Source organism: Christiangramia forsetii KT0803 (assembly GCF_000060345.1).
Lineage (GTDB): Bacteria > Bacteroidota > Bacteroidia > Flavobacteriales > Flavobacteriaceae > Christiangramia > Christiangramia forsetii.
This window is the reverse complement of the sequence record NC_008571.1, coordinates 1,888,299-1,908,924: the sequence shown is the minus strand read 5'-3', so window position 1 is coordinate 1,908,924 and position 20,626 is coordinate 1,888,299. Positions and strand designations below refer to the sequence as shown.

Sequence of the window (20,626 nt, the reverse complement as noted above, 5' to 3'; positions counted from 1 at the left end):
CTATTAATTTAAAATGTCCTGTTTAAGGGTTTGCGAATTTTTAGATTCTTCCTGAAACTCCCCAAATAGTTCAGTTAATTTCTTTTTTCGATAATCGAAAATTTCCTTTAGCTTGGACTTTACCAGTATGGGATGCGCTAATTGCCCAAGGATTCCAAAGGGTAATTTGTAATCTATTATATCTTCCATTTCCACACCACCTTCAACAGGTTTTATAAAGTGCTTGTGATGCCAAAGGGCATAAGGCCCAAACCTTTGCTCATCCACAAAATATTCGCCTTCTTTCACATGGGTAATTTCTGTAATCCATTTTGTTTTAATACCTGCAATAGGGGTTACGATGTATTGAATTATTTGACCCTCGAACATTTGTCTGTCTGCTCCAGACAAAATATCAAAACCCATATAATCTGGAGTGATCGTTTTTAAATTTTTAGGATCGGACAGAAAGTCCCATGCTTTTTGCGGACTTATTGGTAACTTCTGAACACTTTGCAGGGTATAAAGCTTCATTTTATCTAATTTCTAGTAAAGCTACGTTTAGTTTTGTTTAAAATAAAAATATAATAGTTAAACAAAATTTAAATTGATTAAATGCTTTAGTAAATAGTTTCCAATAGAGATAAAGCTTCTTAGTATATTTACCCGAACTAAAACTATAATCAAATGAAAAAATTACTATCACTGGCAGTCATTTTTTGCCTTACATTTTCTGTAAATGCTCAAATTGAGTCTCCGCAGCCTAGTCCCTTTGGGAAGATCGAACAAAAAGTTGGACTTACAGATGTGACCGTAGAGTATTCAAGACCTGGTATGAGAGGCAGAACTATTTTTGGTGACCTGGTTCCTTTCGGAGAAGTATGGAGAACCGGAGCGAATGCAAATACCAAAATCACCTTTAGTGACGATATCAAGATCAATGGGAAAGAACTAAAAAAAGGTTCTTACTCTATTTACACGAAGCCTCAGAGAGATTCCTGGGAAGTAATGTTTTATTCTTCTACAGACAACTGGGGAGTACCACAAGAATGGGATGATAGTAAAGTGGCTCTAAAAGCTACTGCCGAGACCATGGAGATGCCAATGAACATGGAAACTTTTACTATTGTTATTGATGATCTTAAAAATGATTCAGCAGCTCTGAATTTTATATGGGAAAATACTGTCGCTATGTTGAAAATGGAAGTTCCAACTGAAACGAAAGCAATGGCTAGTATTGATAAAGTAATGAATGGCCCTACTGCGAACGATTATTTTGCTGCTGGAACTTATTACCATGAAGCAGGAAAAGATCTTGACAAAGCTTATAAATGGGTTTCTAAAGCTTCTGAAATGGCCGGAGATCAGGCATTTTGGATGTTAAGAAGAAAGTCTTTGATAGAAGCTGAAATGGGTAAAAAGCAAGAGGCGATAGCTACAGCAAAGAAGTCTATGGCTTCCGCTGAAAAAGCTAATAATGCCGATTACGTGAAAATGAACAAAGAATCTATTGCAGAGTGGGGAGGAAGTAAATAATTCCTGAAACTACTTTTATACAGAAAGGTTTTCTAGGATCTGTTACGTCATCCTGAACTTGTTTCAGGATCTCATGAGAAGCTGAAATAAATTCAGCTTGACGATTTAAGACTTTAGAAAACCTTTTTTTATTTAGTATTTCAATCCTATTTCTTCACGAATAGAGTCGAGCAAAGTCATAAGATCTGTAGTCTGGGTATGACTCCAAATATCACTTTCAATTCTTCCTTTTTGATACATTTCGGTCACATGTGCTGCTTCAAAATTGTATCCGGTAGTATGTACTCCAAAATCTTTTATTACTTCTTTTCCTTCGGAAATAACAGTAATCGTGGTCGGTTCATGAAAGCGTGAATTGAGTATTATCTTTCCTTTTTCAAGCAGAATTTCAGCGGTAGTAGGTGTTTTTTCTTGAAATGTTGAAAATAGATCTGCTTCCACACCATCAGCATAATTAAATTTCATATTACATGCTGAATCAACACCGGTTTCGGTAAATTCTGCTGAAGCCTTAATATTCTCTGGTTTTCCCAATATGCTATAGGCCAGAAAAACGGGATAGATCCCAATGTCTAATAAACTACCTCCTCCAAGTGATTTATTAAAAAGCCTTTTGTTTTTGTCAAATTCGGCTGGAAATCCGAAATCAGCTTTTACAGACTTTACTTTTCCAAATTCCCCTGAATTTATTCTTTCACGTACATATTGAAAATGTGGTAGAAATCTAGTCCAGAGAGCTTCCATTAAGAAGACTTTTTTCTGTCTGGAAAGCGTAATCATTTCTTCAGCTTCCTGAAGATTCATGGCAAAAGGTTTTTCGCAAAGAACCGCCTTTCCATGGTTAATGCATTTCAAAGTTAGCTGATGATGAAAAACATGTGGAGTAGCAATATAAATTACGTCCACATTCTCATCGTTCATCAATTCTTCGTAGGAACCATAGGCCATTTCTGAATTATGAACTTTTGAAAAATCATTCGCTTTTTCAATTTCTCTGCTGGCTACCGCATATAATTCAGCATTACTCACAGATTTGAGATCTTCGGCAAATTTATTAGCGATTTTTCCCAGTCCGATGATTCCCCATTTTATCTTCTTCATGTTTTGCTTAATTCAGAATTATCCGGTTTAATAACCTGTAATATCAAAGCCAGGGATATCACTAATAGACAACCGAGTACATTGAGCCATAAGTAAGGCATAAGATCAAGTTCAAAAACTAAAAGCACGATTGCCTGGGTAATAATTGCGGCGATAAAAACGGCGTTGCTTTTTACAGATTTAATAAAGAAAGCTAGTAAGAATATTCCAAGAACATTTCCGTAGAAAATACTTCCTATAATATTTACCAGCTGAATGAGATTGTCAAACAGATCTGCAAGGCTTGCGAAAGCAATAGCGATAACACCCCACATCAAAGTGAACCACTTAGATGCAGCGAGATAATGTTCTTCGCTCTTAGCTTCCTTATGATTTCTTTTGTAGAGATCAATAACTGTAGTGGAAGCCAGGGCATTTAATTCTGAAGCTGTTGAAGACATCGCAGCAGATAGGATAACCGCCAGTAAAAGTCCTATAAAACCTTTGGGAAGATTATTCAGAATAAAATGGATAAAGACATAATCCTTGTCATTACTTTCCGCCTCTACATCTGAAGCATCTATGAATATTTTTGATTCTTCCCTTATTTCATTTTGTTCTTTATCCAGCCTCGTATATTCTTTCTCAAAATTTGCAATTTCAGCTTCATTCATTTGAGATTTATTCTCGGCATAATTTAAACCAAGACTTTGTTTCTCTAACTGAATTTCTTCATGCTCAAGCATTAGATCTTTATACTGCTCGGCATAATTAGAATTTAAAACAGTTTCTGTTGCTGCAGGATTAAAATTTAAAGGAGCAGTATTAAATTGATAGAAAACGAATACCATGACTCCAACCAATAAAATGAAAAACTGGAGTGGCACTTTTAATAGTCCGTTAAAGATCATTCCCATCTGACTTTCCCGAACGGAAGCTCCAGAAAGATATCTTTGCACCTGGCTTTGATCTGTACCAAAGTAGGAGAGAGCAAGAAAGCTTCCTCCAATAAGTCCGCTCCATAAGGTATAACGATTCTCAAAATCGAAAGAATAATCTAAGATATCCATCTTGCCTCCGGTTCCTGCAATTGCGAGTGCATCGGTAAAGCCAACAGAATCTGGTAAGTAACTTAGAATAATAAAAAAAGCAACTACCATACCCGTAAAAATCACGGCCATTTGCTGTTTATGGGTGACACTAACCGCTTTAGTCCCTCCTGAAACGGTATATATGATTACCAGAGCTCCAATAATAATTGTTAGATAGGTGAGATTCCAGCCTAATACTGCTGAAAGAACAATCGCAGGTGCAAAAATGGTAATTCCTGCCGCCAGTCCTCTTTGTATTAGGAATAAGATTGCAGTTAAGGTTCTGGTTTTTCTATCAAATCTGGACTCCAGATATTCATAAGCAGTATAGACTTTAAGCCTGTGGTAAATGGGAATAAAGACCATACAAATAATTACCATCGCGATGGGTAATCCAAAGTAGAATTGTACGAATCCCATTCCATCGTGAAATGCCTGGCCGGGTGTGGAAAGAAAGGTGATTGCACTTGCCTGAGTGGCCATCACCGATAGACCGATTGTCCACCATTTGGCATTTTTACCACCTCCAATATAATCTTCTACATTTTTACTTCCGCGAGATTTATAAACCCCATACCATACAATAAAGGCAATCGTTCCAGTAAGGATTATCCAGTCTATTAATTGCATATCAGGCGAAGTAATTCATTATTAAATAAAACGCCAGAACGTAAATTGCATTGGCAATTAGGACAAGGCTGTAGCTTTTTTTCCAATGGTATTTTTCGGGTGTATCCATTATTTACCTATTGAAATTAAATTTGCAAACAACCTGAAAGCGCCCGGAACTGCTTCCGGAAACTGCCTGAAAAAACTGATTCCCGTATAAATATAATATCCATCGCCATACTGCGCTACCAAAAGACTACCATTCTTAGGGCTTTCACTCTCATCATGCATACTTAAAATAGGAGTAAAATTTTCATCCCAATTATCAGGAAAGTAGAGGCCACGTTCCTGTACCCATCCTTTGAAATCGTCTTTGGTTAGTTTATTGGGAGAATTTAGAACCGGATGTTCAGGAGACAGAAAAGTCACTTCCGCATTTTCATTGGTAACCCTGTCTCTGGAAATTTCTAAGTTATAAGGCGCTATATTATCTAAAAGTAAGCCTCGATTAGTATTATATTGAACGATCATTGTCCCGCCCTTTTTTACATATTCCAAAAGAACGGACTGCTTGTATTTTAATTCCTCAACAATATTGTAGGCTCTTATACCTACCACTACGGCATCAAATTTCTTAAGCGAATTATCTGAAATTGAATAAGGTGAAATTTTTGTGACATTATACCCGATTTGCTCGAGACTTTCTGGTATCACATCTCCGGCGCCTTCTATGTAAGCGATATTCTGGCCTTTCTTTTTTATATCAAGTTTAACCAGTTTTAAACCTGCTGGTATGATAAGGTTTTGATTAGGAAAATGATCGTAATTTATTTGAATAAGCTTTTCAATATAAATCTTGCCATTTACAATAGCTTCAGGGGTAAGATTAGTTTCATTTTGAGTTTTGGGAGGTGTGATTTTGAAAACCAGGTTTGCGTTTCCTCCAGATTGAGCAATTGAAAAATTGGTTTTTACCGGTTCGATTTTCCAGTTTTTATCAGCCATCAAAAGTAATTCACCCTTAATATTTGCTTTGTTAGCGGTCACCTGAACAATAACTTCTCTCGGTTCAGAATTATTGAAGATTAATACCTCTTCATTGAAACTAACAGTAACCGCAGGAATTATTTCGAAGTTTTTATAAGTTTCTCCATAAACCTCATCGTTATATTTATAAACTACAGGTTGGTGAAAATCTATTTCTGTTCCATTAAAATTAATCTTAAAAGTTGCTTTTGTACGTAAAGGAGTTTCTGGTAGTCCTATTAAATTCTGGTCATTTACAGCGTACACGCCCATTGTTCCTTTTTCTTCCAGCCAATACGGTGTAGTAAACTCAGCAGACTCAGGGATTTTGAAATTTATATCACCATCCCAGCCTTCATTGTTTGCGAGTTTTACCTGAGGTGTTATTTTGGAATTATTTGGAGTTAACTCAACCGAGCTTAACTGTATATTTTCGCTACTTCTATTGATAGCCTCTAATCTCACTGGTAATTCTTCTGAAGGCGTTGTAAATGCTTTTTGAGCAACTGCTTCCAGGTACAAACCAGAAGATGCATAGATAATTTCCTTAATTTCTTCGGTTTTTATCTCTTTCCAATGTGCATCTTTCAGATTTTGAATAAGCTTATAAGCTTTCAATAATTGCGGGATATGCTGTGAGGGTTTTTCAAAATTGAAATTTTCTTCAACTTCTTTCAGAATGTTTCCTATTGCTTCACCACCTGGAACACGATTCCATGAAGTATTAATTCCGCCAAAGATGCCAGCATCTTTCGAAGGTAAATCTCCTTTTAGTAGCTCAATATATTCCATTTGCTTGCCACGACTACCAGTGCTGCCAAAGCCTTGTGAACGGTGTTGGCTCCTGCTTAAAGATGCGATCTCAGGATTAGATAAACCTCGAGTAGGGAAATAAGTTCCAGTGTCAAAGCTTAAAAAATTAGATTTATCAGCTTCCTTAAAGGCTTCATCACCTCCATAAAACCAGGGAGAAGTATTAAAAAATAAGCGTTTTGGCTGGTAGACCTCTAAATAGTCTAAATGAGATGGGTAGGCATCTTTTTTACCCGCCATATCAAAAGCTTCAAAGCTTAGCATGGCAGAGGAAGTATGATGTCCATGCGTACTGCCTGGCGTGCGGTGATCAAATCTATTTATGATCACATCGGGTCTGAATTTTCTAATGATCCAAACCACATCACTCAACACTTCATCTTTATTCCAGATCTCCAGCGTTTCTGCGGGAGTTTTGGAATATCCAAAGTCATTAGCCCGGGTGAAAAACTGTTGTCCGCCATCAATTCTTCTGGCGGCAAGTAATTCCTGTGTCCTTATTAAACCAAGTTGTTCCCTTAATTCTGGCCCAATAAGGTTTTGCCCACCATCACCTCTGGTTAAGGATAAATAGGCAGTTCGCGCATTTTTCTCATTGGAGAAATAGGAGATAAGCCTGGTGTTTTCATCATCGGGATGTGCCGCGATATAAAGAACTGAACCTAGAAAATTAAGCTTTTTTATATGATTGTAAATTTCAGAAGAACTCCATTTTTCAGGAGCTTGTGCTCCACTAATGCAGAAACTAAGAAGAAATAGTACAAGAATTAATTTTCGCATGGAAATTATGGGTTTCACCAAATATAAAAACTTTCAAAGCTACTGAATGAATATTTTCGGCTTCTTTTAGAATTTAGAGCGCTTCTTTACCATCATCATGTCTTCTTTCAACTTCGATAAGAGAAACTGCTTTTTGCAGGATCAGGTTGTTAGGGTAAGTGATCAATTCGCCATCTGCTGTTCTAAGATGTAAATGAAACGCCTTGATATCTTCAATTTCGGCTTCAATGGGAATGTCTTTATCATGAATTTTAATGGTATCACCAATCTTATAAGGGAAGGAGAAGAACATGATAATTCCTGAAGTAATATTGCTAAGAATAGACCAGATGGCAAAAAGTGCCACCCCTATCACAGCAAATGTTGAAGAAAATATTAGCGCTAGTTCAGATAATCCAACACCCCAGGCAAAGGAAAGCAGGAATGTGGCTATTAGAAGAAGCAGGATATTGATGTACTTGAACATTAGTCTTGTTCGTGTGATATTTATCTCACTTCTTTTACCAACCTTATTCGCTGCCTTTTTTAAAACGAACTGGATGATCGTTAAAAGTATAAGTACTGCAAGTGAGTACATTAATTGTTCGCGATAGTTGATGAGTATTTCGTACATTATCTTAAATCCAGTTTATCACGTAAAGGTAGATTTTTATTCGAATTTTTATTCCAGTAATCACTTTTTATACGCTGTTTTTTGACCGCTTTTGTAGTTAGAATTTCTGCATTTTCTCCAAAACCTGAAGGATAGGATTCTTCCCATTTTTCAATACTAAAAGGAAATTTTCTGCTAAAATAAATTTTCAGTTCCCTTTTTAGTTCTGGATACGTTAGCTGATACACATCAAGTTCGTCTACAGTATAATATTCTCCCATTACAGAGTAGGCTTTGAAAGGCTTATGACTAAGCCGCAAATATTCGAAAGAAGGAAGCATTTTAAAGTTACCGGTTGGCAGTTGATCAGGTGTTATTCTAAGTTGATTCCATATTTCATTCTCCAGAGGAATCTTTTCAATTTCCATTTGTTTATCTGCCTCTCCCTCAAAATAAGAATGACTGGAAATATTGAAATTTTCACGATTGTTAAGTTGCGTATAGGCCTGCCCGCACCATTCCTGTACAGAAGCTGAAATTTTAAGTGCATGCGTTTCTCCATTTAATGGAAAGAAACTGCTTTGCATAATACTGTAAGGATAAATACCTGTAAGGAAATTTTTGGTGGAGTTTAATTTTAAAACCGAAATATTTTTCTCGTTTTTATTCCAGGTTTTCACCTGTTCTTGCGGAAGAAAATCTTCGGTAACATAAATTAGAACCGCTTCACCTTCTCTTATTTCACCATATCTGGCCTGTTCCAGATTATAAGAAGTGATTTCTGCCTCTCCCGAATACCAGTAATCTTTAAATTCATTAGAGAGTTGCAAATCATGTTTTTCTTCAGGATTTTCGCAGGAAAAACAGAGTGTAGCAAAAAGGCAAATATTGACTAACCGAATCATATTTTTTCTTAAAGTTACAAATTTCAGGAGTTAAGCATTTCCTTGAGAGTTTTATAAACTTCATGCGTCGGAAGTCCTACCACATTAAAATAACTGCCTTCTATTTTTTTGATACCAATGAGACCAATCCACTCCTGGATAGCATATCCGCCGGCCTTATCAAACGGTTTAAAATTGGTGACATAATATTCGATTTCTTTTTCGGTTAACTCTGAAAAATAAACCCTGGTACTATGATTAAGGACTTTTTGATAATTTTTAGAAGTAAAACATACTGAAGTAATCACTTCGTGATTTTTTCCGGAAAGAGAACTAATCATTTTTACCGCTTCTGCATGGTCTTTTGGTTTTCCCAGCGCCTTAGCCTCATTATAAACAATGGTGTCGCTGGTGATCAATATTTGATTTTCTTTGAGGTCATTCAGGAAAACTTCCGACTTAAGGACTGAAAGAAAATCTGTTATTTCCTCTTTTTTTAGATGTTCTGAAAACACTTCATCTACCGGTCGGACATCTATTTTCACAGGGATTTCCAGATCCTGAAAAAACTTTTGTCTTCTGGGCGATCCCGAAGCCAGGATGATCTCATGGTTTTTCAGTAATTCTTGTAACATAAATTTAGAGTAAAATGAATTGCAGTAATCCGATGGAGGTCAATCCAAAGAAAAGTACCATTTTCAGTATAAAACTGAGTCTTTTATATTCAGATTTTTTTTCGGCACTCCAGATATTTACTAGAAAAAATAGGAGAGGAGCTACCAAAAGCAACAAAACATATATTACCGCTGATACATTCTCGAATAAATATTGATATGTATAGTAGATCAAAAAGCCCAGCGGAATAAGTCCAGTAATAAAAAGAATAATATTAGTGCGTTTCTTTCCCAAAACAATGGGGAGTGTTTTATATCCGGCGTTGTAATCCCCATTAATATCTTCCTGATCCTTAACTATTTCTCTGAGTAAATTCACTAAAAATGCAAACATGGAATAATCTATCAATATTGAAAATATGGTGGATTGTGTTTGCTGATTTTGCGGTGTAATGGCCGGTAAAAGATCATAGAGACCCACCCCAACAGGGATAAGGCCAACAATAATACTTACTAATATATTTCCAACTAAAATTGTTTGTTGTAGCTGAGAGTTATAAATATACAATATCGCTGAACCGAAGATAAAAAATGCCGAAAATCCTGGTCTGCCGATCATATTCGACAAATAAAAACCCAATCCAACGCCGACAATACTGAGGATAAAAAAGAGCCTGTAGGCGACCTTTTCTGAAATATTGGTGTTTATAAGCGCTCGATCTGGTTTGTTCTCTATATCGGCGGGAATATCAAAAATATCGTTGATCACATAACCTGAAGCTGCAACACAAACTACGGCCAACACCAGCATAGAAAATCCAAATAAATTAAGGGTGATCGCAACTCCAAAAGGTTCAAATAAGCCATATTTTATTAAAAACATGGTTAGAGCAATAAAAATGAGGTTACCTGCTCTAATAAGCTTTAGGAAATTAAACATGCAATCAAGAGTTTTTGTCCATCCACTTCCCCTGCACCTTCATAACCTGCTCGATCACATCTCGCACACAGCCTTCACCACCGTTTTTGTGAGATACATACAAAGACACCTCTTTCACCTCTGGAACGGCATCCTGCGGACAGCACGGCAATCCTACAAGTTTCATGGGGTAATAATCTGGGATATCATCTCCCATATATAAAACCTGTTCCGGCTTAATTTCATAAATATCAAAGAATTCGTCCATTTGTTCCACCTTATCATGAACACCAAGATAAATGTCTGTAATTCCAAGGTCTCGAAGGCGTTGCCTTACTCCTTCATTTTTCCCTCCGCTAATAATACAAACGGTGTAACCCGCATTTTGAGCCATTTTCATAGCGTAACCATCTTTGGTGTTCATAGTTCGCAGAAGTTCTCCTTTGGTAGATATCTGGATAGATCCATCGGTTAGAACTCCGTCAACATCAAAAACGAAGGTATTTATCTGGTTTAGATGTTCTTTATAGCTTTTTTCCATGTAACTTCTGAATAGATTCGGTTAATAAAGTATAGATTTTTTTACGGTCTTCATCCAGCATTTCAAGATGAGCCGATATTGTTTTTTTATCATTTCTAAGGGCCGGACCGGTTTGGGCCGAATAAGGATCCAACGTTTCCAGTTTGTCTACCGTTTCTTTGATAAGTGGTCTTAGAATATCAAAAGGTAATTCTTCTTTTTTGCAGAAATCTGCAGCCAATGTAAACAGATGATTGCTGAAGTTATTTACAAAAACTGCTGAAACATGTAATGCTTTTCTTTGTTCTGAATTTACTTCAAAAATCTTGTCGCTTATCAATGAAGCAATGTTCTTTAAATATTCAAGATTCTCTTCGGAATTTGCTTCAAGGCAAAGTGGAATTTCTTTAAAATTTACCGGTTTAATTTTAGAAAAGGTCTGAAGCGGATAAAAGACCCCGGAATTCTTGAATTTTGACAAAATTTGAAGCGGTTGACTTCCTGAAGTATGAACTACGATTCCGTTTTTTGTATCCAGTTTCTCAGTAATTTCTTCAATAGCTTCGTCTTTAATGGCGATTAAATAAAGATCAGCTTCCTTTAGTTTGGAAATATCCGAAACTTTTTTAGAAGCATTATCCACAAAGTCAAGGTGATCTATATCCCTGTTAAAAACCTGAATTATATCCAGTTGCTTTGTTTTTGTAAAGCTTTTGTATAAGTGAGTTGCCACGTTTCCGGCACCAATAATTATCACTTTGATCATGGGGCTAAAATACCAAAATTTTCAAGCAGTTAAAATTAACATTCGTAGACTTGAGAATGAATGCTAATAAGCGGCAAAACTGATAATAAATCGTTAAATTTGCAGCCGTAAAAATGACACTTCTTCCATGCAGAAAAAATTAGCCTCAATCCTTTTTTCTACCCGAATAATGGCCGTTTTATTTGTGATTTTCGCAGTCGCTATGGCCATGGGGACATTCATAGAAACCTGGTATAGTATCGAGACCGCAAGAATACTGATTTATAATACCTGGTGGTTTGAGGGAATTATGCTTTTTCTCCTCATTAATTTCATCGGGAACATCAAACGATTCAAACTTCATAAAAGGGAAAAGTGGAGTAGTTTATTATTGCACCTGTCGTTTATCCTGATTCTCATAGGAGCATTTATCACAAGATATATTAGCTATGAAGGCGTAATGCCTATTCGAGAAGGTGAAACTACCAATGCTTATATGACCCATGATACTTATTTTACATTCTTTATTGATGGGGAGATTGATGGGGAGCCAAGACGTAGGGTGTTGCAAGAGGATGTGCTATTTGGTCCAGAGGTGGAGAACGATTATGTTTTGAATACCGATTTTAATAGCCAGCCGGTAACATTTGAAGTGAGTAATTTTATTCATGGAGCAGAAGAAGCACTGGTTCCTACTGAAGATGGAAAAAACTATCTAAAAATTGTTGAGGCGGGAGATGGACAACGTCACGATCATTACCTTGAAGAAGGACAAGTTAGCAATATTCATAATGTACTATTTACATTAAATAGTCCGCAGGATGGTGCTATTAACATACAGGTTAATGAAGCGGGTGAATATGTGGTAGATTCTCCGTTTGATGGTACTTATATGCGGATGGCAGATAAGATGGAGGGGGAGCTTGTAAAAGACTCTACCCAGACTTTAATGCTTAGATCTTTATACAATATTGGTGAAATGCAGTTTGTTATTCCGGAGCCGGTAGTAAAAGGAGAATATGATGTAGTTCCAACAAACCCTAAGACAAGACAGGATCTGGATGCAGTTACGCTAAAAGTATCTTCCGGTGGAGATTCAGAAACACTTACGTTACTAGGAGGAATGGGAACTATTTCAGACCCTGTACAGCTTAATCTGGGAGGTCTGGATATATTCGTGAACTACGGATCTATAGAACAGGAACTACCATTTGCTTTGAAACTAAATGATTTTATTGCTGAAAAATATCCCGGAACTGCTGATAGGGAAACACCTGGTTATGCATCTTTTAAAAGTAAGGTAGAGATTATAGAGGAAGGTAAAGAGCCTGAACCTTATGACATATATATGAATCATATTTTAGACAAGGATGGTTTTCGATTTTTCCAATCGAGTTTTGACCCTGATGAAAAAGGAACGGTACTTTCTGTAAATCACGATTTCTGGGGAACCTGGATCACTTATATTGGTTACTTCCTGCTTTATTTCGGACTTATGTGGATTCTTTTTGATAAAGGCTCGCGCTTCGGAAATCTTAAAGTGATGCTGGACAAAGTAAAAGCCAAGAAGAAGTCGTTAACTACACTACTTGTCTTGCTTTCTATGTCTTTTGGAATGATGGCGCAGGAAGATGAGCATATGCATGCTGAAACTGCCAAAGCGCAAATGGACAGTATTATAATGACCAATGCGGTTAGTGAGGAACATGCGGCAAAATTTGGGAGACTGGTAATTCAGGATGCCGGGGGTAGGATGAAACCCGCAAACACCTATTCTTCAGAATTGCTTAGGAAGCTTAGTAAGTCTGACGAGTATGCCGGTCTAAGTTCAGATCAGGTGTTGATTTCGATGACAGAAAACCCGATGGTTTGGTATAACGTACCGTTGATCTTTGTAGAAAAAAACAATGATAGTCTTCATAATCTATTGGGCGTTGAGGAAGGAAGAAAATACCTGTCATTAACAGATTTCTTTGAAAGAACGGGAGAGTATAAACTGTCATCTCAGCTGGATGAAGCATATAGAGCAGCAGTTCCGAATAAATTTCAGAAAGATTTCATAGAAACCGATAAAAAGGTCAACCTTCTTTATCAGGCGCTTCAGGGCAAGATCTTAAAGATCTTCCCAATTCCTGAAGATGAAAATAATAAATGGCTTTCGTATAAAGAAGTTGATGATTCTGGATTAAAAGGAATGGATTCAGTGTATACCAAACAGATTCTTCCGCTTTATATGAATGCTTTACGAACTGCACGGGAATCTGGAGAATATTCAAAAGCGAATCAGTATCTGGAGAGTATAAAGAGTTATCAGCAGAAATTTGGTTCAGAAGTAATGCCTTCCGAAGAAAAAATAGACGCCGAGATAACTTATAATAAATACGACATTTTTAAGAACCTCTACTGGATGTATATGCTGGCAGGGCTTTTTATGCTGGTTTTTGTGATTATAAGGATCTTCAAAGAGAATAAGATAATTCGAGGATTAATTTATTTGAGTATTGGGATTGTTGCTATTCTCTTCACATTACATACTCTGGGGCTTGGAGTAAGATGGTATATATCTGGTCATGCCCCATGGAGTGATGCCTACGAATCTATGATCTATGTGGCCTGGGCAACGATGTTCTTTGGTTTAGCTTTCGGAAGAAAGTCTAATTTAACTATTGCATCTACTGCTTTTGTAACCGCTATGGTCTTGTGGAGCGCACACCAAAGCTGGACAGATCCTGCGATAGCTAATCTGCAGCCAGTCCTGGATAGCTACTGGCTAATGATTCATGTTTCGGTAATTGTTGGTAGTTATGGACCTTTAACCCTGGGAATGATCCTTGGTGTTGTAGCGCTACTTTTAATGGTGCTTACTACAGAATCCAATAAGAAAAAACTTTTACTTAATATCCGGGAAATAACCATTATTACCGAAATGGCGCTAACCGTTGGTTTGGTGATGCTAACTATAGGTAACTTTCTTGGAGGACAGTGGGCTAACGAGAGCTGGGGAAGATACTGGGGTTGGGACCCTAAGGAAACATGGGCATTAGTTAGTATTATGGTCTATGCATTCGTTATTCATATGAGATTAGTACCCGGCCTTAGAGGAAGATGGATCTTCAACTTTATGTCAATTGTCGCTTATGCTTCTATTATGATGACTTATTTTGGAGTGAACTTTTACTTAAGCGGACTGCATTCTTATGCCAGTGGAGATAAGGTGATCACCCCAACTATTGTGTATTATTCAATTGGTGGTGTCGCCATTCTTGGAGCTTTATCTTATTGGAAATATCAAAAGCATTATGCTAAAAAGGCAAAAAAGGAAATCAAAAGAAATGCTGATACGATCTAAGCATTTGAGTATATAAAATTAAAGAGCCCCGAAATTATTTATCGGGGCTCTTTAATTTTATAAGAAATGGGAAGTATTTTATTTTGTATTTCCAACCATATCTTTAGGATCTACCCAATCATCAAATTGTTCTTCGGTTACATAACCTAAGTTCGCAGCTTCTTGTTTAAGAGTTGTTCCATTTTTATGTGCAGTATTTGCGATTTCAGCAGCTTTATAATAACCAATTTTGGTGTTAAGTGCGGTTACCAGCATTAATGAATTATTCAGGTGCTCCTGGATTCTCTTTTCATTCGCTTCAATTCCTCTTGCGCAATGCTCCTCAAACGAATCGCAGGCATCACCTAGTAATTGTGCACTTTGCAACAAGGCATTTGCCATAACCGGCTTGAACACATTTAATTCAAACTGACCCTGCATTCCACCAACACTCATAGTAACGTCGTTTCCAATAACCTGAGCACAAACCATAGTTAAAGCTTCACATTGGGTAGGATTAACTTTTCCAGGCATAATAGAAGATCCTGGCTCATTTGCAGGAATATTGATCTCTCCAATTCCACTACGAGGACCAGATGCCAGCATTCTAATATCGTTACCAATCTTATTAAGGGAAACAGCCAATTGTTTTAAAGCTCCGTGAGTCTCAACAAAAGCATCGTGCGCAGCAAGTGCCTCAAACTTATTTGCGGCAGAAACAAAAGGCAGATCTGTAAATTTAGCAATAAACTCTGCCACTCTTTTAGAATATCCTTTTGGAGTATTTAATCCCGTTCCTACGGCAGTTCCACCAAGGGCAAGTTCAGCAAGGTGTGGAAGAGTGTTTTCCAATGCCTTGATACCATAATCAAGTTGAGCAACATATCCGCTAAATTCCTGACCTAAGGTTAGGGGAGTAGCATCCATAAAATGCGTACGTCCAATTTTAACGGTGTTCTTAAATTCTTCTGATTTTTTCTTTAAGGTATCCCTTAATTTTCGAAGTCCCGGCAAAGTTACCTTAGTGATCTTATTATAGGCAGCGATATGCATCCCTGTTGGAAAAGTATCATTAGATGATTGCGATTTATTTACATCATCATTAGGTTGTAAAGTTTTATCTCCTTCACCAATTGTTTTTCCTGCAAGTTGATGCGCACGGTTGGCAATTACTTCATTTACGTTCATATTGCTTTGAGTACCGCTACCGGTTTGCCAAATCACTAACGGAAACTGGTCGTCATGCTTACCTTCAAGAATTTCATCACATACTTGCGCAACAAGATCTCTTTTGTCAACAGGTAAAACTCCAAGTTCACAATTTGTATATGCTGCTGCCTTTTTTAAGTAGGCAAAGCCATAAATAATATCTAAAGGCATTGATGAAGCAGGACCAATTTTAAAATTGTTTCTTGAACGTTCGGTCTGTGCGCCCCATAATTTATCTGAAGGAACTTTTACTTCCCCCATGGTATCTTTCTCTATTCTGTAATCCATAGTACAAAAATTGGTTGTTTCGCAAAGTTAAGGTTTACCAGATTTCTTTAATCTAAAAAATGTTTAAAATTAAAACCTATTAACTTTTGACTAGATAAGCTTTGTTTTCTTTAGAGATACGAAGTTAATTTTAATCGTAAATAACTAGTTATCAGAAAGTTATTATGAAAAAAGGGGGTATTCCCCCTTTGCTGTTTTATAGGGGAAACGTAACTTTATATCCTAGAAATTATAAAAGAAATTATTATGATAAACTTAATAAAGTTCTCATTAATTCTATTGTTTGGCTGTTTTCTTTTCTCAGGCTGTAGTAACGATGACGATAGTAATATTTCAAATCAATATTTAACGGCTAAAATAGATGGATTAGACTTCGCAGCTGAACCAATTAATTCTATTAAAATTTTACGAAATACAGATAACTATGGAACTAACCTATACGTAAAGGGGATTTCTTTGGAGGGTGATTTTATTGAATTTGTAATCTATAGTTATAAGGGTCCCGGTAAGTATTATTTTGGAAATAATTATTTTGATAAGAGCTGGATTAAATTTCACCAGCTTTCCAGCCTGGAAGAGTGGGAAACTATAATGGATTTAAATAAAAGATCAAATTTCGTTGAAATAACATTAAATGACGGGGTTTCCATAGAAGGTAATTTTTCATTTGATGGAAAAAGTAAAATGACGGGTGTCTCTAAATTAATTTCTGACGGGGTTTTTAGGGCAAATTACTAAGGAAGCTTAATTACAAATAATCTATTTGAGTTTAGATTTTATATAGTTATAACCTTAATTTTTTAGAACGAACTCTCTACGGAGTGTCATTTAATAGTGGTAGGACTAAAATAAAAATTTAAGATTATTTGTGATAAGCCAGCTAGAGTTCATATCTTTGACCAGATTCAAATCAAACTTTGACTGTTATGTTCGAATTCGATCAATACCTAGGTTTCTTAGCTTTTCTAGCAATTTTAACGATGGGTTTCTGGCTTATGATCTTTTTAATGGCATTCCTTCCTTACTGGATAGGAGGTTCTGTTGGAGAGCTAATAAAGGAAAAACGTGAAGCCCGCAAGAAAGCTAAAGCGGAAAAAGCATAAAAAAAGGGACTTTAATTAGTCCCTTTTTTTATGCTTCATTCTTTCATTTTAAAATTCTCCCTCGTCATAATCTTCATTTCCGCCATTTCTTTGCTGACGTTGTTTCTGCTGGTTGAAACGGTATATAAAGGAAACATTTACAGACTGTCCTTGTCTCCATTGAAATTCACTATCCTGTTCAAAGAACTCGGTAGTAGTAAAACTATTTCGTTTCCTTCCGTTGAAAATATCCCTGACATTTAAAGAAAGTGTGGCTTTCTCATTTAAAATTTCTTTGCTGAATGCGAGATCCACATTTAAGATACCTTCCTGGGTTCCCTGAATTTCATCTGAAGGCCCACGGTAAAATAAGTTTGTTTGCCAGTCAATTTTAAGTGGTAAAGTAACTTTTGAACTAAACCTACCAAACCAGCTTGAATTATCCTGACTGTAATCTGTGCCATTAAATTCACCATCCAGCTTAAAACGAAATACATTCACACTACCATTTAATCTTAACCAGTCTGCCGGGTTGTATAAAAACCCTAATTCACCACCCATTCGGTCGTTGGTAGCTAAATTAAAAGGAATACTTCTAATCACCTCAATCTGTTGGTCTGAAGGTCCGCTGATAAAAACCTCTTCCTGAACCCTTTGAAATGCATCTGTTTCTCTTTGGTAATATACAGAAGAAGTAAGCGTAAGTTTATCCCATTTCTTCAGGTATCCTAAATCAAAAGCATTGGAAAAAGCCGGATTTAAATTTGGATTCCCCTGGAAAATATTATTTCTACTGCTTCGGGAAGGGAACGGGTTAATGTACCATCCTCTGGGTCTGTTTATTCTCCTGTTATAGCCCAGGGTGATGTTCTCATCTTCTCCCAATTCATAAATAAGGTTCACCGTTGGGAATAAACCAAGATAATTATTATCGAAATCAGTATCTATAGGAAAGGTAAATTCTTCCTGTAGTTCTTCTTCGGTCAGCTCTGAATCTATTTTACCTTTTAAATTCGTATTCTCCAGTCTTAAACCTAAAAGGAAACTGAAACTTCCAAACTTGGTTCCATATTGAGAGTAAATTGCCTGAACATTTTCTGAATAATCAAAAACATTCGTCTGACTTTCATTCAGAATAAATTCTCCTGCGTTGTTCTCCTGATAAAGTTGATAATCTGTAATCTCGTTTTCAAAATTACCACGATATCCTGCTTCAAATTGTGATTCTTCTCCTATAGGTAGTACATAATCAGCCTGTATAAGATATTCTTTTTGGTCTTCTTTGGTAATAGTAGATTCAGAAGGGATATCGATATTATCTCTTTCGGTATTATTGTACCTAACTACTTCTTCAATAAAAGCATCCTGGGTTTCATTATCGTTCTCGAACTGAAAATCTGCCGTAAGTTGATGTCCTTTATTATCAAATTTCTTTACATAATTAAGGGAAAACTGAATACTTTCGTCTTCTTCATTTTCAATCTCACTTCTGTTTGTGCCCAGTAGTTCTTCACTCCCCATTAGGTAATCATTGAGGTTATTGGTAACATCGCGGTCATCACCAATTCTGTAAAAAATTGCTCCGGTGATTGAAGACATATCAGATAAATAATACTCCATTCCAAGGTTGGTGTTAAAACCACGATTAATCCTATCGTAATCCCTGTCTTCAATATTTCTATCATAAGAAATGCTATCTAAAAGCACATCTGCACGTGGTTCGAAATAACGTGTGTCAAAGAATGCGTAACCCGGTGATTCCGAATATCTGTAACCTGTAGTGGTGAAAAGATTGAATTTATCGGTACGATAGTTCAAATTGGCAGAAATACTACCATTTTCAGGAATTCCTCCGTTTACAGTAACAGAACCATTGAATCCCAGTGTTTCTTTTTTTCTAAGAATAATATTGATGATACCAGCAGTTCCTTCAGCATCATATCTCGCAGAAGGAGAGGTGATCACTTCAACTCTTTCAATAGCTTCTGCAGGTAACTGGCTTAAAACATCGGTGTTACCAAATCCTGCCATGGCTGAAGGCTTCCCGTTAATCAGGATTCTAACGTTCTCATTTCCCCTAAGGCTAATTCCTCCCTCGATATCTACAGAAATTGAAGGAACATTGTTTAGCGCATCGCTAACACTACCTCCGGCAGTGGTAAGATCTTTCCCAATATTATATATTTTTTTATCAAGTCTAATATCAACCTGGGTAGTTTCTGCTCGTACTACAACTTCATCTAGATTTTCTGAACCAAGTCCGAGTTTAATAGTTCCCAGATTTAAGTCAGTATCCACCTGTCTATTATTGAATTCCTTTGTTTCATAAGAAATGAACTCTACTAGAATATTATAGGTGCCTTTTTTTACTTCAATAGAAAACTCTCCATTGGCATTAGTTACTCCGCCATTAACAATTGATGGATCGTCAACATTTTCTACGGAAATGGTTGCGTATTCCAGGGGAACTTCCAACTCATTATCAATCACTTTTCCAGAGATAGTATATTTAACTACTTCTGCGGGAGCCTGGGCATAATTTTTTGAAACAAAAAGGCTGAGAATGCTTAGGATTAAACTAAGCGAATAGATCTTTCGGATGGTCATTGTCAATTTTTTTAATATGACCAATCCGAATCATAAAGGTTTAATTAACGGTGGTTAATATTATGTTAACAACCGATTTACTTTTGATACTGGATTAAAAATCTAAAATATATGTTTTAACCTCACTAATTATTTTAAATAGCTATATCAGGTTTTCCAGTATGTAATCCATAGAGATAGCTAAGATTTTCTAGTAAGTTGTCTATTTAGAAGGATGTAATTATCAAATTGTTCTTCGTTCATAAACTTTTTTAAAGTTCTATGTTCACTTTTCTGAATAGTCTTTAACTTACTAATCTGTTGTATATTCCCAAGACTGGAATTAATGATTTCATTTTTCTTGATGGTATATTCAATGATAGCATCTTCCAACAGTTCGGTTTGCTCGGGAGATAGATCAAGATGTCCTTTCCATGTATGAGCAAGCTCAGCAGCAACGTCTCTAATTTCCTTGCGATTCTTTTCGTGTATAAATATTTGGGAATAGACGAAACCTGCCACTGCAGCGGCTGCGACACTTATTAATGCAATTCTGTGTTGAAGTTTCATTTATGTTTTCTTTTATAGCAATTTTTCAATATCTGAAGGTGGCCTGCCTATAACAGCTTCTTTTTCTGTTTCAACTATAGGCCTTTCAATTAATTTAGGATTTTTGACCATGGCCGTAATGATCTCACGGTCACTTAAATCTCTATTTTTATATTCCTCTTTCCAGATCTTTTCATTTTTACGAACTAACTGCATTGGTGTGATTTTTAGCTTTTTTACCAGGCTTTCCAGTTCACTTTCTTCCAGTGGTTCTTTAAGATATTCCTTTATTTCAAATTCTTTACCTGAATTCTTTAAAATCTCCAATCCTTCTCTGGATTTCGTACATCTTGAGTTATGATAGATCTTTAGCATATTATAATTTTTTCTTTTTCA

At 36.4% G+C, this 20,626-nt stretch carries 18 protein-coding genes; 4 read left to right on the top strand and 14 right to left on the bottom strand.

The features are described from left to right. Window positions 1-3: 3 nt before the first annotated feature. Window positions 4-513 carry an SRPBCC family protein gene (locus tag GFO_RS08545; protein ID WP_011709698.1) on the bottom strand — a complete coding sequence of 170 codons (510 nt, stop codon included), beginning with the start codon at window positions 511-513 and terminating at the stop codon, window positions 4-6. A 153-nt stretch (window positions 514-666) separates the two neighbouring features. On the opposite strand from GFO_RS08545, the gene GFO_RS08540 reads away from it, so the two are divergent. After that, a complete protein-coding gene (locus GFO_RS08540; protein ID WP_011709697.1) occupies window positions 667-1,515 on the top strand; it encodes a DUF2911 domain-containing protein in 849 nt (282 codons plus the stop codon). A gap of 132 nt (window positions 1,516-1,647) precedes the next feature. Here the strand turns inward: GFO_RS08540 and GFO_RS08535 are convergent, their stop codons facing one another. From GFO_RS08535 to GFO_RS08495, 9 genes are all read right to left on the bottom strand, one after another. After that, a complete protein-coding gene (locus GFO_RS08535) occupies window positions 1,648-2,616 on the bottom strand; it encodes a Gfo/Idh/MocA family protein (RefSeq protein ID WP_011709696.1) in 969 nt (322 codons plus the stop codon). Beyond that, the gene (locus GFO_RS08530) at window positions 2,613-4,316 is read right to left on the bottom strand and encodes a sodium:solute symporter family protein (protein WP_011709695.1); all 1,704 of its coding nucleotides are present in this window, start codon (window positions 4,314-4,316) and stop codon (window positions 2,613-2,615) included. Before GFO_RS08530 ends, GFO_RS08535 begins: the two co-directional genes overlap by 4 nt. A gap of 108 nt (window positions 4,317-4,424) precedes the next feature. Then, window positions 4,425-6,914: a PIG-L family deacetylase gene (locus tag GFO_RS08525; protein WP_011709694.1), complete on the bottom strand. Its 2,490-nt coding sequence runs from the start codon at window positions 6,912-6,914 to the stop codon at window positions 4,425-4,427. 73 nt (window positions 6,915-6,987) lie between these two features. Continuing rightward, entirely contained in the window at window positions 6,988-7,527 is a 540-nt protein-coding gene (locus GFO_RS08520; protein ID WP_011709693.1) for a mechanosensitive ion channel domain-containing protein, read from the bottom strand. Continuing rightward, entirely contained in the window at window positions 7,527-8,411 is an 885-nt protein-coding gene (locus GFO_RS08515; protein ID WP_011709692.1) for a hypothetical protein, read from the bottom strand. Before GFO_RS08515 ends, GFO_RS08520 begins: the two co-directional genes overlap by 1 nt. Window positions 8,412-8,434: 23 nt before the next feature. Then, entirely contained in the window at window positions 8,435-9,025 is a 591-nt protein-coding gene (locus GFO_RS08510) for a Maf-like protein (RefSeq protein ID WP_011709691.1), read from the bottom strand. Between the two features lie 4 nt (window positions 9,026-9,029). Then, window positions 9,030-9,944, bottom strand: coding sequence for a geranylgeranylglycerol-phosphate geranylgeranyltransferase (locus tag GFO_RS08505; protein ID WP_011709690.1), 915 nt, complete (start codon window positions 9,942-9,944; stop codon window positions 9,030-9,032). 4 nt (window positions 9,945-9,948) lie between these two features. Further along, window positions 9,949-10,464 (bottom strand): KdsC family phosphatase, encoded by a 516-nt coding sequence (locus tag GFO_RS08500; protein WP_011709689.1) that lies wholly within the window; start codon window positions 10,462-10,464, stop codon window positions 9,949-9,951. Continuing rightward, window positions 10,448-11,209, bottom strand: a complete 762-nt coding sequence (locus GFO_RS08495) for a Rossmann-like and DUF2520 domain-containing protein (RefSeq protein WP_011709688.1) — start codon at window positions 11,207-11,209, stop codon at window positions 10,448-10,450. The genes GFO_RS08500 and GFO_RS08495 overlap by 17 nt, the downstream gene beginning before the upstream one ends. Window positions 11,210-11,336: 127 nt before the next feature. Between GFO_RS08495 and GFO_RS08490 the strand changes: the two genes are divergently transcribed. Then, the gene (locus GFO_RS08490) at window positions 11,337-14,537 is read left to right on the top strand and encodes a cytochrome c biogenesis protein CcsA (protein ID WP_011709687.1); all 3,201 of its coding nucleotides are present in this window, start codon (window positions 11,337-11,339) and stop codon (window positions 14,535-14,537) included. Window positions 14,538-14,615: 78 nt separating this feature from the next. Here GFO_RS08490 and fumC read toward each other — a convergent pair whose 3' ends face one another. Further along, on the bottom strand, window positions 14,616-16,013 hold the full coding sequence (fumC, locus tag GFO_RS08485) for a class II fumarate hydratase (protein ID WP_011709686.1): 1,398 nt from the start codon (window positions 16,011-16,013) through the stop codon (window positions 14,616-14,618). 246 nt (window positions 16,014-16,259) lie between these two features. Here fumC and GFO_RS08480 point away from each other — a divergent pair, with 246 nt between their 5' ends. After that, window positions 16,260-16,751, top strand: coding sequence for a hypothetical protein (locus GFO_RS08480; RefSeq protein ID WP_011709685.1), 492 nt, complete (start codon window positions 16,260-16,262; stop codon window positions 16,749-16,751). Between the two features lie 188 nt (window positions 16,752-16,939). After that, window positions 16,940-17,116: a hypothetical protein gene (locus GFO_RS17820; protein ID WP_026934940.1), complete on the top strand. Its 177-nt coding sequence runs from the start codon at window positions 16,940-16,942 to the stop codon at window positions 17,114-17,116. A gap of 48 nt (window positions 17,117-17,164) precedes the next feature. On the opposite strand, the gene GFO_RS08470 is transcribed toward GFO_RS17820, so the two are convergent. The 3 genes from GFO_RS08470 to arsC form a co-directional block, all read right to left on the bottom strand. Beyond that, entirely contained in the window at window positions 17,165-19,702 is a 2,538-nt protein-coding gene (locus tag GFO_RS08470) for a TonB-dependent receptor (RefSeq protein ID WP_011709683.1), read from the bottom strand. A gap of 180 nt (window positions 19,703-19,882) precedes the next feature. Further along, window positions 19,883-20,251 carry a hypothetical protein gene (locus GFO_RS08465; RefSeq protein ID WP_011709682.1) on the bottom strand — a complete coding sequence of 123 codons (369 nt, stop codon included), beginning with the start codon at window positions 20,249-20,251 and terminating at the stop codon, window positions 19,883-19,885. Window positions 20,252-20,263: 12 nt separating this feature from the next. After that, on the bottom strand, window positions 20,264-20,605 hold the full coding sequence (gene arsC, locus GFO_RS08460) for an arsenate reductase (glutaredoxin) (protein ID WP_011709681.1): 342 nt from the start codon (window positions 20,603-20,605) through the stop codon (window positions 20,264-20,266). Window positions 20,606-20,626: the final 21 nt, after the last annotated feature.

Coding starts and splice junctions, on each gene's coding strand:
- GFO_RS08540 (WP_011709697.1), top strand. CDS start 667: ATGAAAAAATTACTATCACTGGCAGTCATTTTTTGCCTTACATTTTCT.
- GFO_RS08510 (WP_011709691.1), bottom strand. CDS start 9,025: ATGTTACAAGAATTACTGAAAAACCATGAGATCATCCTGGCTTCGGGA.
- GFO_RS08495 (WP_011709688.1), bottom strand. CDS start 11,209: ATGATCAAAGTGATAATTATTGGTGCCGGAAACGTGGCAACTCACTTA.
- GFO_RS17820 (WP_026934940.1), top strand. CDS start 16,940: ATGTTCGAATTCGATCAATACCTAGGTTTCTTAGCTTTTCTAGCAATT.
- GFO_RS08465 (WP_011709682.1), bottom strand. CDS start 20,251: ATGAAACTTCAACACAGAATTGCATTAATAAGTGTCGCAGCCGCTGCA.
- arsC (WP_011709681.1), bottom strand. CDS start 20,605: ATGCTAAAGATCTATCATAACTCAAGATGTACGAAATCCAGAGAAGGA.
- GFO_RS08530 (WP_011709695.1), bottom strand. CDS start 4,316: ATGCAATTAATAGACTGGATAATCCTTACTGGAACGATTGCCTTTATT.
- GFO_RS08470 (WP_011709683.1), bottom strand. CDS start 19,702: ATGACCATCCGAAAGATCTATTCGCTTAGTTTAATCCTAAGCATTCTC.
- GFO_RS08480 (WP_011709685.1), top strand. CDS start 16,260: ATGATAAACTTAATAAAGTTCTCATTAATTCTATTGTTTGGCTGTTTT.
- GFO_RS08515 (WP_011709692.1), bottom strand. CDS start 8,411: ATGATTCGGTTAGTCAATATTTGCCTTTTTGCTACACTCTGTTTTTCC.
- GFO_RS08490 (WP_011709687.1), top strand. CDS start 11,337: ATGCAGAAAAAATTAGCCTCAATCCTTTTTTCTACCCGAATAATGGCC.
- fumC (WP_011709686.1), bottom strand. CDS start 16,013: ATGGATTACAGAATAGAGAAAGATACCATGGGGGAAGTAAAAGTTCCT.
- GFO_RS08520 (WP_011709693.1), bottom strand. CDS start 7,527: ATGTACGAAATACTCATCAACTATCGCGAACAATTAATGTACTCACTT.
- GFO_RS08500 (WP_011709689.1), bottom strand. CDS start 10,464: ATGGAAAAAAGCTATAAAGAACATCTAAACCAGATAAATACCTTCGTT.
- GFO_RS08535 (WP_011709696.1), bottom strand. CDS start 2,616: ATGAAGAAGATAAAATGGGGAATCATCGGACTGGGAAAAATCGCTAAT.
- GFO_RS08525 (WP_011709694.1), bottom strand. CDS start 6,914: ATGCGAAAATTAATTCTTGTACTATTTCTTCTTAGTTTCTGCATTAGT.
- GFO_RS08545 (WP_011709698.1), bottom strand. CDS start 513: ATGAAGCTTTATACCCTGCAAAGTGTTCAGAAGTTACCAATAAGTCCG.
- GFO_RS08505 (WP_011709690.1), bottom strand. CDS start 9,944: ATGTTTAATTTCCTAAAGCTTATTAGAGCAGGTAACCTCATTTTTATT.